Source organism: Legionella wadsworthii DSM 21896 = ATCC 33877 (assembly GCF_000701265.1).
Taxonomy (GTDB): domain Bacteria; phylum Pseudomonadota; class Gammaproteobacteria; order Legionellales; family Legionellaceae; genus Legionella; species Legionella wadsworthii.
This window is the reverse complement of sequence record NZ_KL370760.1, coordinates 185874-202306: the sequence shown is the minus strand read 5'-3', so window position 1 is coordinate 202306 and position 16433 is coordinate 185874. Positions and strand designations below refer to the sequence as shown.

Below are 16433 nucleotides of genomic sequence, written 5' to 3'. Positions count from 1 at the left end.
TCATTAGCAAAAATATTAAATATGTCTTGTTTTCATAAGTATGGGTTGGGCCTTGGCCCAACCTGAGTGAATTTAGGCGGATTTTCGAGCGAGGAAGTTTAATATTTCAAATAAACGGTCTGGAGACCCTGCCATTTGTAAATCGGTTTTATACTTATTATTGACTACAAAAGCCGGAACAGCGTTAATTTGATAAGAACCCATGAGGCTTAAGCCATTTTGCACGCGCATATCAATGGCAGGGGAGTTTTCAAATGCACTCTTGGCAATCTCTTTATCCACACCTTGGGAAATAAAGAAGTTAATCATGGCTTGTTTTGAATCAAGAGGCTTTCTTTCTATCTGTATGGCTTTAAAAAGCAAGGAGTCCATTTTGTCAGAAAGCGCAAGCGTCTTTGCAGTATAATATGCCTTTGCATAGAGTTCCCAGGAAGGTTTAAATACCACAGGGATGCGTTCAAATTGAATGTTGTTTCCCATTTTGCCAACCCAGGTGTCCAATTGTCCCTCTAATTTGTAACACCAAGGGCATCCATAGCTGAAAAATTCTTCAACCAAAGGCGCTTTATTTTTGTTATTGGTTGTGCTTGGATTCGAAACAATTTGATAATCTTTACCTTCAACAAATGAAGCGGCTAAAGCCAGAGTGGGAAAAAGAAAGAATACTGCGATTAATTTTTTTAGCATAATTTAAATTCCTAATGTAACCCTTCGATATAATGTGCCACTGCTTCCATATCATCTTGACTCATTCTACTGCTAATGTCTTGCATAATATGATTTAAATCATTTTTCCTTATACCTTCTTTGAATGCATTTAATTGCAAAACAGTATAAGCGGCGTGCTGACCAGAAAGTACCGGAAAACCTGCCTGGCTATTGCCAGTTCCTTTAGGACCATGGCAAGCAATGCATGCAGTGATCCTTTTTTCAAAATCTCCTCCACGATAGATTTGTTCTCCACGCTTGAGAAATTTTTCAGGCGTACTTCCTTGGGCAAGAGGCATTTTAGCATAATATGCTGCCAAGTCACCCATATCCTTCTCGTTCATAGCGGCTACCAGGGCGCTCATTACAGGCACATCCCGTAATGCAGGGTTTTTCATGTCCTTCAATTGCTTCATGAAATATTTGGGATGTTGGCCGGCAATATTAGGCCATTGAGGATTTGTACTATTGCCTTGCTCACCATGGCATGCAGTGCACACAGCCGTTTTATTTGGTTCAGATGCAATGACTTTTGGAGCAATAAGGACAACTGAAAGAAATGTCACCAAAGTAAGTACAAATTTTTTCATCGATCTCTCATAATAATTGACAAAGTAATGGTACACTGCCTGGGTTGAATCCCAAAATTATATAATTTTATGCTGGAAAATCCTTATTCTAAAGCAGTATTTCTAAAAAGTGCTGCCCGTGTTTCTCATTTGCCTGATGATTTGGGATATGAAGTTGCTTTTGCTGGCCGTTCCAATGCAGGAAAATCAAGTGCTTTAAATTGCCTTACGGGCATTAAAAATTTAGCCCGGACCAGTAAAACTCCGGGGCGTACCCAATTGATTAATTTATTTTCACTCGATGAAACCCGACGTCTTGTGGATTTACCCGGCTATGGTTATGCCAAAGTGTCTTTAAATATCAAATTGGAATGGCAAAAAAACTTAGCTCATTACCTTGAAGTCAGAAAAAGCTTAAAAGGTTTAATTTTGTTGATGGATATACGCCATCCTTTAAAAGATTTAGATTTAATGATGATCGATTGGGCATTAGATCGCGAACTTCCAGTACATATTTTATTAACTAAGTCCGATAAGTTAAGCCGCAGTGAAGTAAAAAATACTTTATTCAAAGTACGGAAATTTTATGAGCTGAGCGAACATTTAATTACGGTGCAATCGTTTTCTTCCTTGAAAAAAGATGGCGTTGGGGAGTTGATTGCTTTATTAAATCAATGGTTTGATCTCGCGTAGCCTTGACGCAGCGTCGCGCAACCCAGGATTTTGCCATTCATTGATATTCAGAAATCCCGGATTTCACTACGTTGCATTCAGGCTATGCGTTCAGGTATTACTTAATCTCTGCGTTTTCTAATACTTTTTCAGCTTGTGCTTTACGGTAATTTTTAATTGCATCCCGATATTCAGGATATTTATTACCCAGGATTGTGGTTGCCAAAATCGCAGCATTGGTTGCCCCTGCCTTACCTACTGCAAGAGTTCCAACTGGAATACCAGCAGGCATTTGCACAATGGACAAGAGCGCATCCAGACCGTCAACGAATGTGGAGGAAGGCATGGGCACGCCTAGAACAGGTACAATGGTTTTCGCCGCAACAACACCTGGCAAATGCGCTGCGCCACCGGCTGCCGCAATAAAAATTTCTACACCCCGTTGTTCTGCGGATTTAAGATACTCAAACAATGCATCGGGGGTGCGATGTGCGGATAAAGCGCGTACTTCGTGCGGAACATTAAATTGTTCCAGAGTCAGGCTGGCTGCCTCCATAATGGACCAGTCAGATTTAGAACCCATCAGTATTGATACAAGTATATTTGACATAATTCCCTCGTTATTATCATCTTAAAGTGTTGTGACCGAAATTTGTTTTCATGGAGCTGGCGAGTATCCGGATTGCTTCCACCAAAGCGGGTCCTTCAAGTTCCTGTACTCTGGTTTTTAAATGCTCAGGAGTATCTCCTGCAAGTACAGGGCATTTCTTTTGCAATATAATGGGCCCGGCATCCACGTGTTCTGTAACGACATGAACGGTACATCCAGTTTCCTTTTCTGCTGCATTTAATACAGCTTGATGTACTTCCAAATTCATTAATCCGCCATAAGCAGGCAAAAGTGAAGGATGGATGTTGATTATTTTATTTTCCCACTGTTGAACAAATTCAGCCGAGAGGATACGCATATAACCAATTAACACAACAAGTTCTATGTGATGTTGTTGGAGTAATCTGGATAAATGAGTGTCGTACTCAGGGCGGCTTAAACCTTGTGGATCCACAAACATTGATTTAATCCCAAAATCTGCTGCTCTTTGTAAAATCAGCGCGTCTCTTTTATTGCTCAATACCAGCTCTAGCGATGCCAATAAAGTGTGATTTTTTGACGCAGTAACCAGTGCGTTAAGATTAGTACCACGAGTTGAACCAAGTACAGCGATGCGGATCATGAGGCGCGTATCCTTTGCATGTGATCAATACGTTGCTGGATCAATTTCTTGGTGCCGATATCCTGACGATGGAATAAAGGACCTTCGATGCAGGAAATTGCCTCTTCTGCTTTCTTTTCGGCGGCATAAATCGAGTCAGCAATACCTACATAAGCGGCTGTACGCGATCCTTCAGCAAAGATTTGCTGCGCAACCTGGTTCACAGAAGATAGGTATAAATGGTCTTGGCAGGCGACATTTGAGAAGTCAACAACAAAATTCTTTTTTGGCGCATCGGGATAACCTTCCGGAACGGTGTATTTGCAAACAGTCGCTTTTTGCGAAAATCGAACTTTATCTTCAGTCAGCTCGCCCTGGACCATCGCCTGGCATAAAGCAACGAAATCAGATTCCAGGATAGATAATACGTTTAATGCTTCGGGATCGCCAAATCGCGCATTAAACTCAATGACGTAGATCCCATTTTTAGTGGCGATAAAGCTTCCATATAAAATACCGATATATTGCTCTTTGCATTCAATGGATAAAGCGCGAAAAACGTCATGGTTAATCGCCAAAGCTTCCTGTACTTCTTTGGGCGTTAAAAATGGCAGTCCATGATTGGTGTCGGAATAACTTCCCATACCTCCGGTGTTAGGCCCTTTATCGTCATTGTAAGCCCGTTTATGATCTTGTACTAAAGGCATCGGAATCAGCGTTTTTCCATCAGCAAAACACATAAAAGAAAATTCCTGTCCTATCAATTTTTCCTCTATCAGGACCGTTTGTTTTTTATTGAGAATTTCCTGACAAAAACCTAAAGCTTCCGCCATTGAATGCAAATGTTCTCCAGCTACTTTGACGCCCTTACCACCCATCAATCCATTTGCTTTGATGACATAATTGCCTTCTCCAAGCTCTTTTAAAAAATCTTCAATGTGCTCCAGATTAATAAATTTTTGATAGCGGGGAAGACCGGCTATTTTATATTTTTGCATCAGATCACGGGCAAATTCTTTGGAAGTTTCAATTTGTGCCAATTCTTTTTTGGGGCCTATGGTGCGGATCCCTGCTTGCCATAATGCATCAGCCATACCCTGTTCAAGTGGTGCTTCAGGACCAATAATTGCCAACTCGATGCCCCATAGTTTTGCCATAGAAACGATTTCAGCACAATTGGTGATGTCACCAGAACAATATTGTGTAGTGAACTGATGGATACCCGGATTAATGGCTGTACCATAACAGAACAAAGACGGTTGTTGCGGCGAGCGATGTAATGCTTTGATGAGGGCATGCTCGCGCGCGCCAGAGCCGATTACAAGAATGTTCATTCAATAGGGTCCTCAATTTCTGGAGTAGTGGTAATTCGTGTTGTTTCTCTCTGGAGTTCCAATTGTTTCATTTTAGCTGCCGTTAACTTAGGACAAAAATAATCTCCATCCATACAGGCCATGCAAGGTTTTTTAATTTGGTGATCTCCGCGGCGTGTGACTGCTTCCACCAAATCCTTATGGGATTGATAGAGTAAAACGTCAACGCCTAAATATGCAGCAATCTCTTCATCACTTTGATTTGCGGCAATCAACTCTTTGCGTGAAGGGATGTCAATGCCGCTAAAGCATGGATTTTTTAAAGCGGGAGAAGTGGAGGCAAAATAAATTTGTTTTGCTCCCGATTCTCTGACCATTTTGACGATTTCTCGAGAAGTTGTCCCGCGGACTATGCTGTCGTCGATAATCATCACTACTTTATTTTTAATTTCTGTGCGTTGGGGTGTTAATTTATAACGGATGTTGCGGCTTCTTGCCTTTTGATTCGGCATGATGAACGTACGCCCTATGAACGGGTTCTTGTATAAACCTTCAGAGTATCGAATACCTAATTCATGGGCAAAAGATAACGCGGCAGTATTTGCAGTAAACGGGGCAGGGATGACAACATCGGGAATAAGGTTGGGATATTTTTTCTTCCATTGAAGCGCCAGGTTTTGTCCCATGCGCAAACGAGCCCGATAAACACTTACATTATTAAGGGTTGCATCGGGACGGGCAAAATAAACATACTCAAAAACACAGGGTCTAAATTCTTGACTTTGCAGCACCCGGCGGTGTAGTTTCCCCTCGAGATCCACATACGCTAATTCTCCAGGAAGGATGTCGCCTTTGGGTTCAAAGCCTAAAGCATAAAAAGGTGTTGTTTCTGAAGCAAATATAGTATCTACAGTTCCGTCTTGATTCTCACGCGTACCCCAGACCAAAGGCCGAATGCCATGGGGGTCACGAAATGCAACAAGACCTTTGCCAATAATGACTGAAACAATAGAATAAGCCCCTTCAATTTGTTCAAAAACTTGCGAGACTGCTTTGGCCAATTGTTCGAAAAAAATCTCGCTGTTTTCTTCGTGACCCGACATGGTATTCGCAAGGTTGTCTGCATATTTAAGTAATAGTGCTTCCGAATCCAGGGATGAATTAAGGTGACGGTGTTGTTTTAAACGAATCTCATCTGCCAATTCTGGATAGTTGGAGAGATTGCCATTATGTGCCAAGGCAATACCCCTGGGGCTGCCAATCCATAAAGGTTGTACATCGGTTTCCGAGTAACCCCCTGCAGTAGGATAGCGTACGTGCCCTATACCGATATTCCCTTGTAATGCGGCCACATTATCCGAATTAAAAATCTCACGAACCAAACCCAGGCCATGTTTTGTATAGAATCGTTGATCACAGGTCAGTATCCCAGCAGCATCCTGGCCCCGATGTTGCAAATGGATAAGACTCTCATACAATTCGGAGGCTACTGGTTCATGACTGTAAATACCGACTATCCCACACATGAATGATGCTACCTCAGGAAATTTGAAATATGGCGCATGATTCGTTGTTCAGCAGGTTCTTTAAGTTCTTCGAAATTGAACTGATTACCTGTGATTCGCTCATACAATTGAATATAGCGTGATGAAAGTTCGACAATGAGTTCCTGGGGTGCTTGTGGAAGTTGCTCATCTCGATAGGGATCGGAATTTTTTGCAAACCACAAACGTAAAAATTCCTTATCGATATTTTCTGGTTCCAGGCCTGCATCAATTCGCTCCTGATAGCTGTTAGCCAACCAATAACGGCTTGAGTCAGGTGTATGGATTTCATCAATAACAATAATCTTACCGTCGGCATCGCGTCCAAACTCATATTTGGTATCCACCAGAATCAAACCATGATTTTTGGCGATTTCACTTCCGCGTTGGAACAATTTGAGCGCCATCTCGCTGGCTTCTAACCAGTCTTCCTCAGTCATCCATCCTTCCGCAACAATTTCAGCTGGAGCGATAGGCCGGTCATGAATTTTTTCTTTGGTAGTCGGCGTTAAAACAGGTTGTTCCAGTTTTTGGTTTTTCTTTAATCCTTCAGGAAAAGTAATGCCGCAATATTCACGTACGCCGTTTTGATATTGAGTCCATAAAGAGGTGCTGGTTGTACCGCTGATATATCCTCTGATGACAAACTCAATTGGAAAAACACGGCATTTCTTGGCAATGACCACATTGGGATCTGGAACCGCAATGATGTGGTTAGGAATCAGGTTTCTGGTTTGTTCAAACCACCATGCGCTGGTTAAGTTAAGCACTGCGCCTTTATAAGGAATAACCGCAAGCTGTCTGTCAAAGGCAGAGAGCCTATCGGTCGTGATGAGCATGATCGCATCACCTAAATCATAGGAATCTCTAACTTTACCTTGGTATTTTTGGCCTACAGGTAAATTGGTTTGATCGAGACAAAAAGCTATTGCATCTCGAATTTCATTTTCATAACGAGTGGTTGTAGCGGTAGCATTCATGAGCATATGGATTCCCGATAATATGAGTTAACAAAATTGGATCAATTAAAGTAGAGACATTGGTTTCATGACTGGTAAATTGCCATAAAATACCATGTCTTATTTTATTTATGTTGTGTACTTTATAGTGATTATGTAACGTTTGTAATGTTTGTTGTCCCTTCAAATCTTCTTTGGCGCGAACGAGATAAGTGAAGGCATTTTTAAAACCCAGTTCGTCTGCAGAAACTTCCCGTTCTTTTCGATCAGAATACAAAAGTCCCGTTTTTTTAAGTTGCGCAAAACGCTCTGGGGAATCACATTCGACTTCCCAATGTTCGAAACGGTTTACTGTTACGGGAAAACCTAACCGCCTTAATGTTTTTTGTACGGTTAAAGCTTGATTATCCGTAATGATGAGTTTGACAAGACATAAGTGACTCGTTGGAACCTTGTTAAAACTTTTGAAATTGGCCGCCATATCATCGACAGCGTCCCGCGACTTGTTCGCGGGATCCAGGTCTTGGGAAAGTCCTATTTCATTATCCCGGATTACAGCTTGGCCTTCATCGAGGGCGGCTATACGCTCTTGGATGTAATCACGCATAGAAGCAAAAATCGGATCACCATTTATCGTGCGTTCAGGGTGTGGCATCATGGCCATAACATTTCCTGCTTTATTCGATATCGCAGCACAATTACCTGCAGATCCGTTTGGATTGGTGGGGAAATTGTCGATAATATTTCCCTGTGCATCACAATATTGAAATAAATTTAACCCATTGTTTTCTATTTTCTGCAACAAGGGACCGGGCATAAGGAATCGACCTTGCGCATGAGCAATCGGAAGGTGAATCAAATCTGTAGGTTTCAGGTGGCGGGTAAATGCATTATGCTGATGATTTTCCGCCAATCGCATATAGGCCCAGGCATTATAAAATCCGGATCCGATAATTTTTCCATTAACAATCCGTTTGTTTTCAGTCAATGCCATACAGATTTCTTCATTATCCAAACCAGGAACCAAACCGGATTCCACGAGAATTTGTGCCCCGTTACAAATTCCCAAAACGGGTTTACCTTTGGCGCTTTGGACTTTAATTTCGTTAATTACGGGATCAAGGGCTGCAATGATTCCTGCCCGCGATCGGTCTTCGTAAGAAAAGCCGCCAATGAGAATATATCCATCCAGCTGCCTTAATTTGTCTAAGGATTCATTCCACAAAAATTCAATGGGCTCCATCCCCACACGCTGTACAGCAAGTGCTGTCTCGCGTTCACAATTGGAGCCGGGAAATTGAATTAAGCCAATACGTATCATAACAGCGTCACCTTTTGCTCACCTGAGACAACCTGCCCGATTTCATAAAGCGGGAAAGCAGGAAATTGACGAAGAATGTCTTTCACTGCAGAAAGGGTTTCTGGTGCAATGAAAAGAACCAAACCTGCACCCATATTAAAGGTACGGTACATGTGGTCATCATCCAGATTACCCAATCTGCGCAACAAATTAAAAATTGGCAACTCAGGGATTTGTTTCTTATGAATTTCGACAGCACAGTTTTTGGGTAAAATCCGGGGAATATTCTCCAATAAACCGCCACCGGTAATGTGGGCCATGCCTTTGATGGCTATATTTTTTTCCAAAATACTTAAAATGGGGCGGGTGTAATTGATATGGGGTTGTAACAGCTCTTCCCCAATGGTATGCGAAAAATCCTGGAATTGTGAATCGACACGAAATCCCGCAACATCAAACAGTAACTTTCTTGCCAGGGAATAACCATTGGTATGCAAACCACTGGAAGGGAAAGTAACAACAAGATCCCCTTCACAAATTGTTTCACCCTGGATGGCTTTCTCCTTTTCGACCACACCGGTGATGACGCCAACCAGATCCAATTCGCCAGGCAAGTAGGTTCCTGGCATTTCTGCAGTTTCACCGCCAACTAAAGAAATATTATTTTCCTGACACGCCTTGACCATCCCTGCAATGATCTGCGCTACAGTGTCAGGTTTGAGTTTGTCATTGGCAATATAGTCAAGCAATGTTAGGGGCTTTGCTCCGAGAACAATGATGTCATTGGTAGTGGCGCTGACTAAATCAATTCCGATGGTATCAAATTTCTGCATCATTTTAGCCACCATCATTTTGGTGCCTACGCCATCAATGCTTTGTACCAGAACAGGATGATCGTACTCTTGTAAAAGACTTTTGAGATCATACATGGCGCCAAAGCTGCCAATTCCGGTTAATACTTGGGGTGAAAAAGTGCTTTCGACCGATTTTTTAATGCTACGAACTGCTTCATTACCTGCTTCGATATCTACGCCTGCAGCTTTATAATCAATAATTGACATTATATGAGCCTCTCAACTAAACCATTTTCCCAGGCAGATTTGGCTGCACTGACTGATAGATTGATTACCGAATTAATTTCCAAAGCGGGGTTTGCTGTGGTTTCACCTATGGATTGAAACGGAACCGAATAACTAATAAATATTTGCGCCAGGGTATTTAACTTTTCTGGAGAAACTTCGAGGATGAATCCGCCACTTTCAGAAAATAATTTTTTATCCTCAGACAATTCCCCGGGAATAAAAACATTGACGCCAATATTGTTTTTAAAGCTCATCTCTGCCAGAGCAACTGCAATTCCCCCTTCGGAAATATCATGGGCTGACAAGACCACACCTGCCTGAATTGCAGTATGTACGGCCATAATTTCTTTTGTAAATGCAGCAAGATCCGGTTGGGGTAATTGGCGGCCTAAATGTTGATGTAACTGGTAATAAATACTCCCGCCACATTCATCTTTACGTGCACCAACCATGATTAAAACGGAATTGGCTTGTTTGAAGTCATAAGTAATCGCCTTGGCGTAATCATGGATGGCGCCAACGCAACTGATGATGGGACTCGGTGGGATTGCTCCTTGAGCGGACTCATTATAAAGCGATACATTACCGGAGATAATCGGTAAACTCACGGTGTGATCGTCATACATTTTAACGGCGTTACATGCATCGACAATGCCGCGTACAGAAGCAACAAATTCACCCATTTGCTCGGGCTGTTCCGGATTGCCAAAACACAAGCAATCGGTAAGTGCCAAAGGCCAGGCCCCTACTGCAACTATGTTGCGGACGGATTCAACGACTGCATTGACTGCACCCCAATAGGCATCTATTTTGTTGTAACGTGGGTTGTGATCAACCGATAAGGCAACTCCCGTGCGACGAATTTCTTCAGGATATTTTCCTTCGTTAAAAGGTGCTATGAGCCCTGCATCAGCCCATCCGGGCTCAACTACTGAGCGGCCCTGCACTTGTTTGTCATAGTTTTCATAAATAGGGGCGCGTGAGGCAATATTTTCATGCGCCAGTAACTTTAATAATTCGTTATTAAAATCATTGACCAAAATAGCCTTAGGTTCACTCTGCATATTTTGTTTGGGCGTGTGGGGGCGATCATAGAGAATGCCTTTTGTTATGTCTTCGGCACGGGCACGGACGATTTCTTTCCCTTGTGCGGTGACCACATATAATCCATCCGTTCTGATGCTCCCGACAACAGTTGCTTGCGCGCCATCGCAGATCTCGGGAAGGGCGAAACGTTTGTTGTAATGTGTTAAAAATGTATCGACCAAATCTTTGGGAACGACCCACATAAATCGCTCTTGTGTTTCGGAGCATAAAACAACTGCAGGCAGTAAATTGTTCATACTGGTAGGGACCAGATCGAGATTAACTTCTGCGCCATAGCCGCTTGCTTCTGCTAATTCCACGCTCGCACAAGCAATTCCACCTGCGCCTAAATCTTTAAAACCGACACGATCGATGAGATTTTTTTCGCGCAGGAATTCAAACATGGCATAATTTGCTTTAAGAATATGGCGTTGTAAAAAAGCATTCGGTTCTTGTATGGCGCCTTTATTTTGCTCTTGTTGTTCTTCACTCAGATTGGCTGAAGCAAAAGCCGCGCCGCCAAAACCACTGTTGTCTGTGGGTTTACCAACGAGTATGAATTGATAATCCTCAGCATTGGCCGGTGCATAGGAATGGATTATATGATCTTCACGAACCACGCCTAAGGTAACCACCGTAACCAGACAGTTGTCATTATAGGCTTCATCATAATATGTATCCCCGGCGATATTCGGGATACCTAATGGGTTTGCATAACCTGCGATTCCCTGGACGACTCCCTGATGTATCCATTTTGTTTTCGAACGATTGATATCGCCAAAACGTAAACTGTCTGCCACTGCAACCACTTCTGCGCCCATACAACTTACATCACGGACATTGCCTCCGACTCCGGTAGCTGCTCCTTCATAGGGAACCAATTGGGAAGGGTGGTTATGGGATTCATGGCTGACTACAATACCGTAGCGTCGATTTTTTTTGTCCGTGGCTACGGCAACGATCCCAGCATCTTCTTTGGGACCCAAAATGACATGAGGTGCTTTCGTATTAAACTGATTAAGGTGTTTACGACTGCTTTTGTAAGAACAATGTTCTGAACCCTGAATGGACCATAAAATACATTCCGCATAGGTAGGTGGTCGTTTCAATAAGGAGTTCTGAATGGTAAGGGCTTCTTCAGGAGTGAGGCGCACGCTAAAACGTTGGAGTAAATTTGCTATTTCCTCCAAGGACAGCTTGGAAAAGTCAAAACAATCCGGGGTTTCTTGCATTTTAGGGAATCTGACCTGTAGCTAAAAACGTGACTAATTTTACTTGTTTATTGCGCAGAAAGCAACACATTTTTCACATTTAATTGACAAATTGGTTAAAAATTGTAAATTTTGGCGCGAGTGTTTTTGGTACCCTCGGGTGAAGATATCGCGCCGTCCGGGTTATTCAAAATGAACAATTTTTTACCTAGATTTTCTGACTACTACAGCATCTAAGTTCTAATTTGTGACACGCCTATTTAGATTGATTGACCTCCTTCCAAAGCTTCTCAACACAGTTTGGGTTTGCCAATGTGGAAATATCACCCAGTTCTTCCAAACTTTGAATTTCTTTCCCCGCAATTTTGCGTAAAATACGACGCATGATCTTACCTGAGCGTGTTTTGGGTAAGTCGTTTACGAAGTGAACGATGTCGGGTTTCGCAATAGGACTTATTTCCCTGCTTACTTGTTGCATTAACTCCGATTTCAATGGTTCATTGGCGATGAAATCTTGTTTTAATAGGACATAGGCATAAATCCCCTGTCCTTTCAGGTCATGAGGAATACCTACAACGGCTGCTTCAGCTACGGCATGATGACCCACCAGGGCGCTTTCAATCTCGGCAGTACCCAAACGATGCCCTGAGACATTAATGACATCATCCACCCGCCCGGTTATCCAATAATCACCATCTTCATCCCGTTTGGCGCCATCTCCTGTAATGTAATAGCCATGGTGCAAATAAGTGAGGCAATACCGATGATGGTCTCCTGCAATGGTTCGCGCCATGGATGGCCAAGGATATTTGATTGCCAATAATCCTTCTCCTGCACCATGAAGTTCATGTCCATGTTCATTGAGTAAAACGGGAACCACGCCGGGGATAGGTTGACGCGCTGACCCTGGTTTCCCAATAGCATCATCAGGTCTTGCGCTCATCATGATGGACCCCGTTTCAGTTTGCCACCAAGTATCTACAATGGGGCATCGGCTTTGACCTACCTTTTGAAAATACCATTGCCACGCTTCGGGATTGATGGGTTCTCCTACAGAACCGAGCAAGCGTAAGGATTTCCTCGAACTGGAACTTAACCATTCATCGCCAGCGCGCATTAAAGATCGGATTGCGGTGGGTGCAGTATAAAATACATTCACCTGATGCTTGTCAATGATATGCCAATTTCTGGAGAAATCAGGCCATGTGGGTATTCCTTCATACATCAGTGTTGTAGTCCCGGTGCAAAGAGGCCCATACACCACATAGCTATGGCCTGTAACCCACCCGACATCGGCAGTACACCAGAATACTTCTTTATTTTGGCAATTAAAAATCAATTGCTGCGTATAAGCAGTCTGGACAAGGTATCCTCCAGTCGTGTGGACTACGCCTTTAGGAAGGCCAGTACTTCCTGAGGTATACAAAATAAATAAAGGATCCTCAGCATCCATAGGCTCTGGATCGCAGTGGACATCTACCTGTTCTTTAAGCTCATGCCACCAGTGTTGCTTGTTATTATCTAACGCAGCAGAATCATCTTCAGTTTTAATTAAAAGCTGTTGTAAGGACAAATCACTACAGGCTTCAAGGACCTGGTTCTTTAAATCGATTAATTTACCACCACGAAAAAAATTATGGGTCGTAATTAAGCAGGTGCACTCCGAAGCAATCATTCGTTGTTTTAAGGCAGTGGCTGAAAAACCCGCAAATATAACCGTGTGCACGGCGCCAATGCGGGTACAAGCAAGCATGGCGATGGCTGCTTCGGGGATCATGGGCAAATAAATGGCAACTTTATCCCCTTTCTTCACCTTTAACTTTTTGAGTACATTACTCATACGGCATACTTCAGCATGTAATTCCGCAAAAGTTAAGATTTTATGTTGGTCTGGATCATCTCCTTCCCAAATGATTGCTGGCTGATTTGCTTTTTCAGGAAGATGGCGATCCAGGCAGTTGGCACTCACATTCAATTTTCCACCTTGAAACCAAGTGACATCACCCTGTTTCAAACCCCCGGTCAGAACAGTATCCCAAGGGTTCATCCACTGTACTGTCTGTTGGGCTACTTCAGACCAAAACTCAGTAATTGAATCTTCAGCGGGTGTTAAATTTGGATGTCGCAAATAAGCGTGCATATTACACCTCTTCGCCTTGGGAGATTAATTTGATGATTGCTGAAAAGTCAGATTCCCCTAATCCTTGGTCAATGAAACGCTGATAAAGAGCAGTTGCCTTCGACCCTAAAGGGGTTTTCACGTTGACTGATTTCGCCGAATCCTGACTCAGCAGCAAATCCTTAAGCATCATTGCTGCAGCAAATCCTGGTTTGTAATCGTTATTGGCGGGGACGTTTTCCAGCACACCCGGAACCGGTGCATATTTGGTCATAGCCCAACATTGTCCCGAGGCATTGCTCACCACTTCAAAAAGTTTTTGGGGTGACAGTTGCAGTTGCTCTGCGAGCGTAAATGCTTCAGAGATGGCAATCATCGAGATTCCCAAAATCATGTTATTGCATATCTTCGCTGCTTGCCCGCTCCCTGCTGCACCTGTATGGATAATTTTCTGGCCCATAGCGGCTAAAACAGGTTTCGCTGCCTCAAACGCAGGCGTCTCTCCGCCAACCATAAAGGTTAATGTTGCTGCTCCTGCTCCGGCAACGCCACCCGAGACCGGTGCATCGACAACGGGGAGATGGTGTTGTTTGGCCAAATGATGCAATTCACGGGCACTGTTAACGTCGATAGTGGAACAGTCAATAAATAAGGTATCTTTCTTTGCAGTTTGAAATAAACCATTGGTTCCATGACAGACATTTAATACTTGTTGTCCATTTTGCAACATGGTAATTAAAACATCTTTATCTTTGGCAACATCTTGTGGGGTTCGCGCGGTGAGACCACCTGAAGAGGAAAAATTATTTAAAGCGGCTGGCTGTAAATCATATCCTGTAACCTCATGCCCTGCTTTAATGAGGTTGATGGCCATTGGTAAACCCATATGACCTAATCCTACAAATCCTATTTTTGCCATGGAGCGCTCCGTGTAATAAACAATATGCAGCTTTTACCATTGATTTAGCTTTGGGGGTGGCGATGCGAAACCCAGATTTTAAGTTATTTTCTGGGTGACGCGATGCGCCACCTAAGCCGGTGCTGATTAATCATGCGTGGGCATGCTAAAAGCACTTTCCTTAATTTCTGTAACCGGCCATTTACTGGTGACGGTTTTGCGCCGAGTATAGAAATTAATACTTTCTTGCCCGTGCATGTTGGTATCACCAAAAGAAGAGTGTTTCCATCCGCCAAAAGGATGATTGGCGACCGGGACAGGAATCGGGATATTTATCCCCACCATGCCTACTTGTACGCGTTGGCTGTATTCACGAGCACTAAATCCGTCGCGGGTGAAAATGGCGGTTCCATTACCGTATTGGTTTCTATTCACCAACTCCAGGGCTTCTTCAAAATGATTGGTGCGGATAATGACCAAAACAGGACCAAATATTTCATTTTGATAAATAGACATGTTTTCATGCACATGATCAAACAAACATGGTCCCATAAAGAAACCTTGCGGATGTTGTGGATGTTTGAATGATCTGCCATCGATGATTAATTGGGCGCCTTCTTCGATGCCTTTGTTAACGGCTGCTAAAACTCTTTCTCGATGAGGTCCGCTAATTAATGGACCCATATCAGTATTCGGAACATCACCCGCATTGATGCGAGTTGCCTGAATTTGCGGGCTTATTTTTGCAATTAAAGCATCTGCGGTGTGTTCACCCACGGCGACAACAACGGATATCGCCATACATCGCTCGCCGGCTGAACCGTATGCGGCACCGACGATTGCAGAAGCAGCTTGATCAAGATCGGCATCAGGCATAACAATACAGTGGTTTTTAGCGCCACCAAAGGTATGCGCGCGTTTTCCATGCGCGGCCGCAGTAGTATAAATATGTTGGGCAACTGGTGTTGAAGCTACTGCAGTAAATGCCGCAATATCTGGATGTGTCAGTAAATGGTCTACCGTTGATTTGTCTCCCTGAATACAATTGGCAACGCCAGCGGGTAATCCGGCATCACTTAAAAGTTCAAGTAAACGGACCGGAGCAGACGGATCTTGCTCCGAGGGTTTCAAAATGAAGGCATTACCGCAGGCTATTGCAGGAATCATCATCCATACGGGAACCATGACTGGAAAATTAAAAGGCGACACCCCGGCACACACGCCTAAGGGTTGTCTTAACGTGTGGCAATCAATCCCAGTGGTTACATCGGCCGAAAAGTCTCCTTGGAGTTGGTTCACAAGACCGCAATGTAGTTCCACAACTTCTATGGCTCGAGCTACAGAGCCTTTGGCATCCTCCAGGGTTTTTCCATGCTCACGGGTAACGATTCGCGCCAAATCGTTTTGATTTTTTTCTAATAAGTCACGGAATTTAAAAAGGATTCGGGCCCTTTTAATTGCTGGAGTTTGCGCCCATCCTGTTTGGGCTTCTTTGGCGGTGGCGACGGCTTTATCGCATAGGTGATTTGAGGCAAAATAAACTTGTCCTATTACTTCTCCAAGGGCAGGATTATAGATAGAATGACTTGTTGTATTTGTTTCATTGATTAATTTGCCACCAATATAATGTTGAACAATGTAGCTCATTAGCAAACTCCTTTTTATTATTTTTATCAATTTTAATGATTATTGTAATTGTTTCATGGAATTATTTATACAATAATAACGAAGGAATTAGGACTAAATTAACCTCTTTTTGAA

Annotated in this window: 14 protein-coding genes; 1 reads left to right on the top strand and 13 read right to left on the bottom strand. The window is 43.1% G+C overall.

Annotation, left to right across the window (positions count from 1 at the left end):
- Window positions 1-72 precede the first annotated feature (72 nt).
- Both BU07_RS0112530 and BU07_RS0112525 read right to left on the bottom strand, forming a co-directional pair.
- Window positions 73-687: a thiol:disulfide interchange protein DsbA/DsbL gene (locus BU07_RS0112530; protein ID WP_031566555.1), complete on the bottom strand. Its 615-nt coding sequence runs from the start codon at window positions 685-687 to the stop codon at window positions 73-75.
- An 11-nt stretch (window positions 688-698) separates the two neighbouring features.
- A complete protein-coding gene (locus tag BU07_RS0112525) occupies window positions 699-1298 on the bottom strand; it encodes a c-type cytochrome (RefSeq protein WP_031566554.1) in 600 nt (199 codons plus the stop codon).
- Window positions 1299-1367: 69 nt separating this feature from the next.
- Between BU07_RS0112525 and yihA the strand changes: the two genes are divergently transcribed.
- Window positions 1368-1970 carry a ribosome biogenesis GTP-binding protein YihA/YsxC gene (gene yihA / locus BU07_RS0112520; protein WP_031566552.1) on the top strand — a complete coding sequence of 201 codons (603 nt, stop codon included), beginning with the start codon at window positions 1368-1370 and terminating at the stop codon, window positions 1968-1970.
- Window positions 1971-2067: 97 nt separating this feature from the next.
- Here yihA and purE read toward each other — a convergent pair whose 3' ends face one another.
- The 11 genes from purE to BU07_RS0112465 all read right to left on the bottom strand — a co-directional run bounded on the left by purE (window position 2068) and on the right by BU07_RS0112465 (window position 16319).
- Window positions 2068-2559 carry a 5-(carboxyamino)imidazole ribonucleotide mutase gene (gene purE, locus BU07_RS0112515; protein WP_031566550.1) on the bottom strand — a complete coding sequence of 164 codons (492 nt, stop codon included), beginning with the start codon at window positions 2557-2559 and terminating at the stop codon, window positions 2068-2070.
- 16 nt (window positions 2560-2575) lie between these two features.
- Window positions 2576-3181 (bottom strand): phosphoribosylglycinamide formyltransferase, encoded by a 606-nt coding sequence (gene purN, locus BU07_RS0112510; protein WP_035899127.1) that lies wholly within the window; start codon window positions 3179-3181, stop codon window positions 2576-2578.
- A complete protein-coding gene (gene purD / locus BU07_RS0112505; RefSeq protein WP_031566546.1) occupies window positions 3178-4494 on the bottom strand; it encodes a phosphoribosylamine--glycine ligase in 1317 nt (438 codons plus the stop codon). The genes purN and purD overlap by 4 nt, the downstream gene beginning before the upstream one ends.
- Window positions 4491-5999, bottom strand: a complete 1509-nt coding sequence (purF, locus tag BU07_RS0112500) for an amidophosphoribosyltransferase (RefSeq protein ID WP_031566544.1) — start codon at window positions 5997-5999, stop codon at window positions 4491-4493. The genes purD and purF overlap by 4 nt, the downstream gene beginning before the upstream one ends.
- An 8-nt stretch (window positions 6000-6007) precedes the next feature.
- Window positions 6008-7003 (bottom strand): phosphoribosylaminoimidazolesuccinocarboxamide synthase, encoded by a 996-nt coding sequence (locus BU07_RS0112495; protein WP_035899126.1) that lies wholly within the window; start codon window positions 7001-7003, stop codon window positions 6008-6010.
- On the bottom strand, window positions 6966-8297 hold the full coding sequence (purQ, locus tag BU07_RS0112490) for a phosphoribosylformylglycinamidine synthase I (RefSeq protein WP_031566540.1): 1332 nt from the start codon (window positions 8295-8297) through the stop codon (window positions 6966-6968). The genes BU07_RS0112495 and purQ overlap by 38 nt, the downstream gene beginning before the upstream one ends.
- On the bottom strand, window positions 8294-9337 hold the full coding sequence (gene purM / locus BU07_RS0112485; RefSeq protein ID WP_031566538.1) for a phosphoribosylformylglycinamidine cyclo-ligase: 1044 nt from the start codon (window positions 9335-9337) through the stop codon (window positions 8294-8296). Before purM ends, purQ begins: the two co-directional genes overlap by 4 nt.
- Window positions 9337-11676, bottom strand: coding sequence for a phosphoribosylformylglycinamidine synthase subunit PurL (gene purL, locus BU07_RS0112480; protein WP_031566536.1), 2340 nt, complete (start codon window positions 11674-11676; stop codon window positions 9337-9339). The genes purM and purL overlap by 1 nt, the downstream gene beginning before the upstream one ends.
- A 235-nt stretch (window positions 11677-11911) precedes the next feature.
- Window positions 11912-13795, bottom strand: coding sequence for an acetate--CoA ligase (gene acs, locus BU07_RS0112475; RefSeq protein WP_031566535.1), 1884 nt, complete (start codon window positions 13793-13795; stop codon window positions 11912-11914).
- Between the two features lies 1 nt (window position 13796).
- Entirely contained in the window at window positions 13797-14693 is an 897-nt protein-coding gene (mmsB, locus tag BU07_RS0112470; protein WP_031566533.1) for a 3-hydroxyisobutyrate dehydrogenase, read from the bottom strand.
- A gap of 126 nt (window positions 14694-14819) precedes the next feature.
- Window positions 14820-16319 (bottom strand): CoA-acylating methylmalonate-semialdehyde dehydrogenase, encoded by a 1500-nt coding sequence (locus tag BU07_RS0112465; RefSeq protein WP_031566531.1) that lies wholly within the window; start codon window positions 16317-16319, stop codon window positions 14820-14822.
- Window positions 16320-16433: the final 114 nt, after the last annotated feature.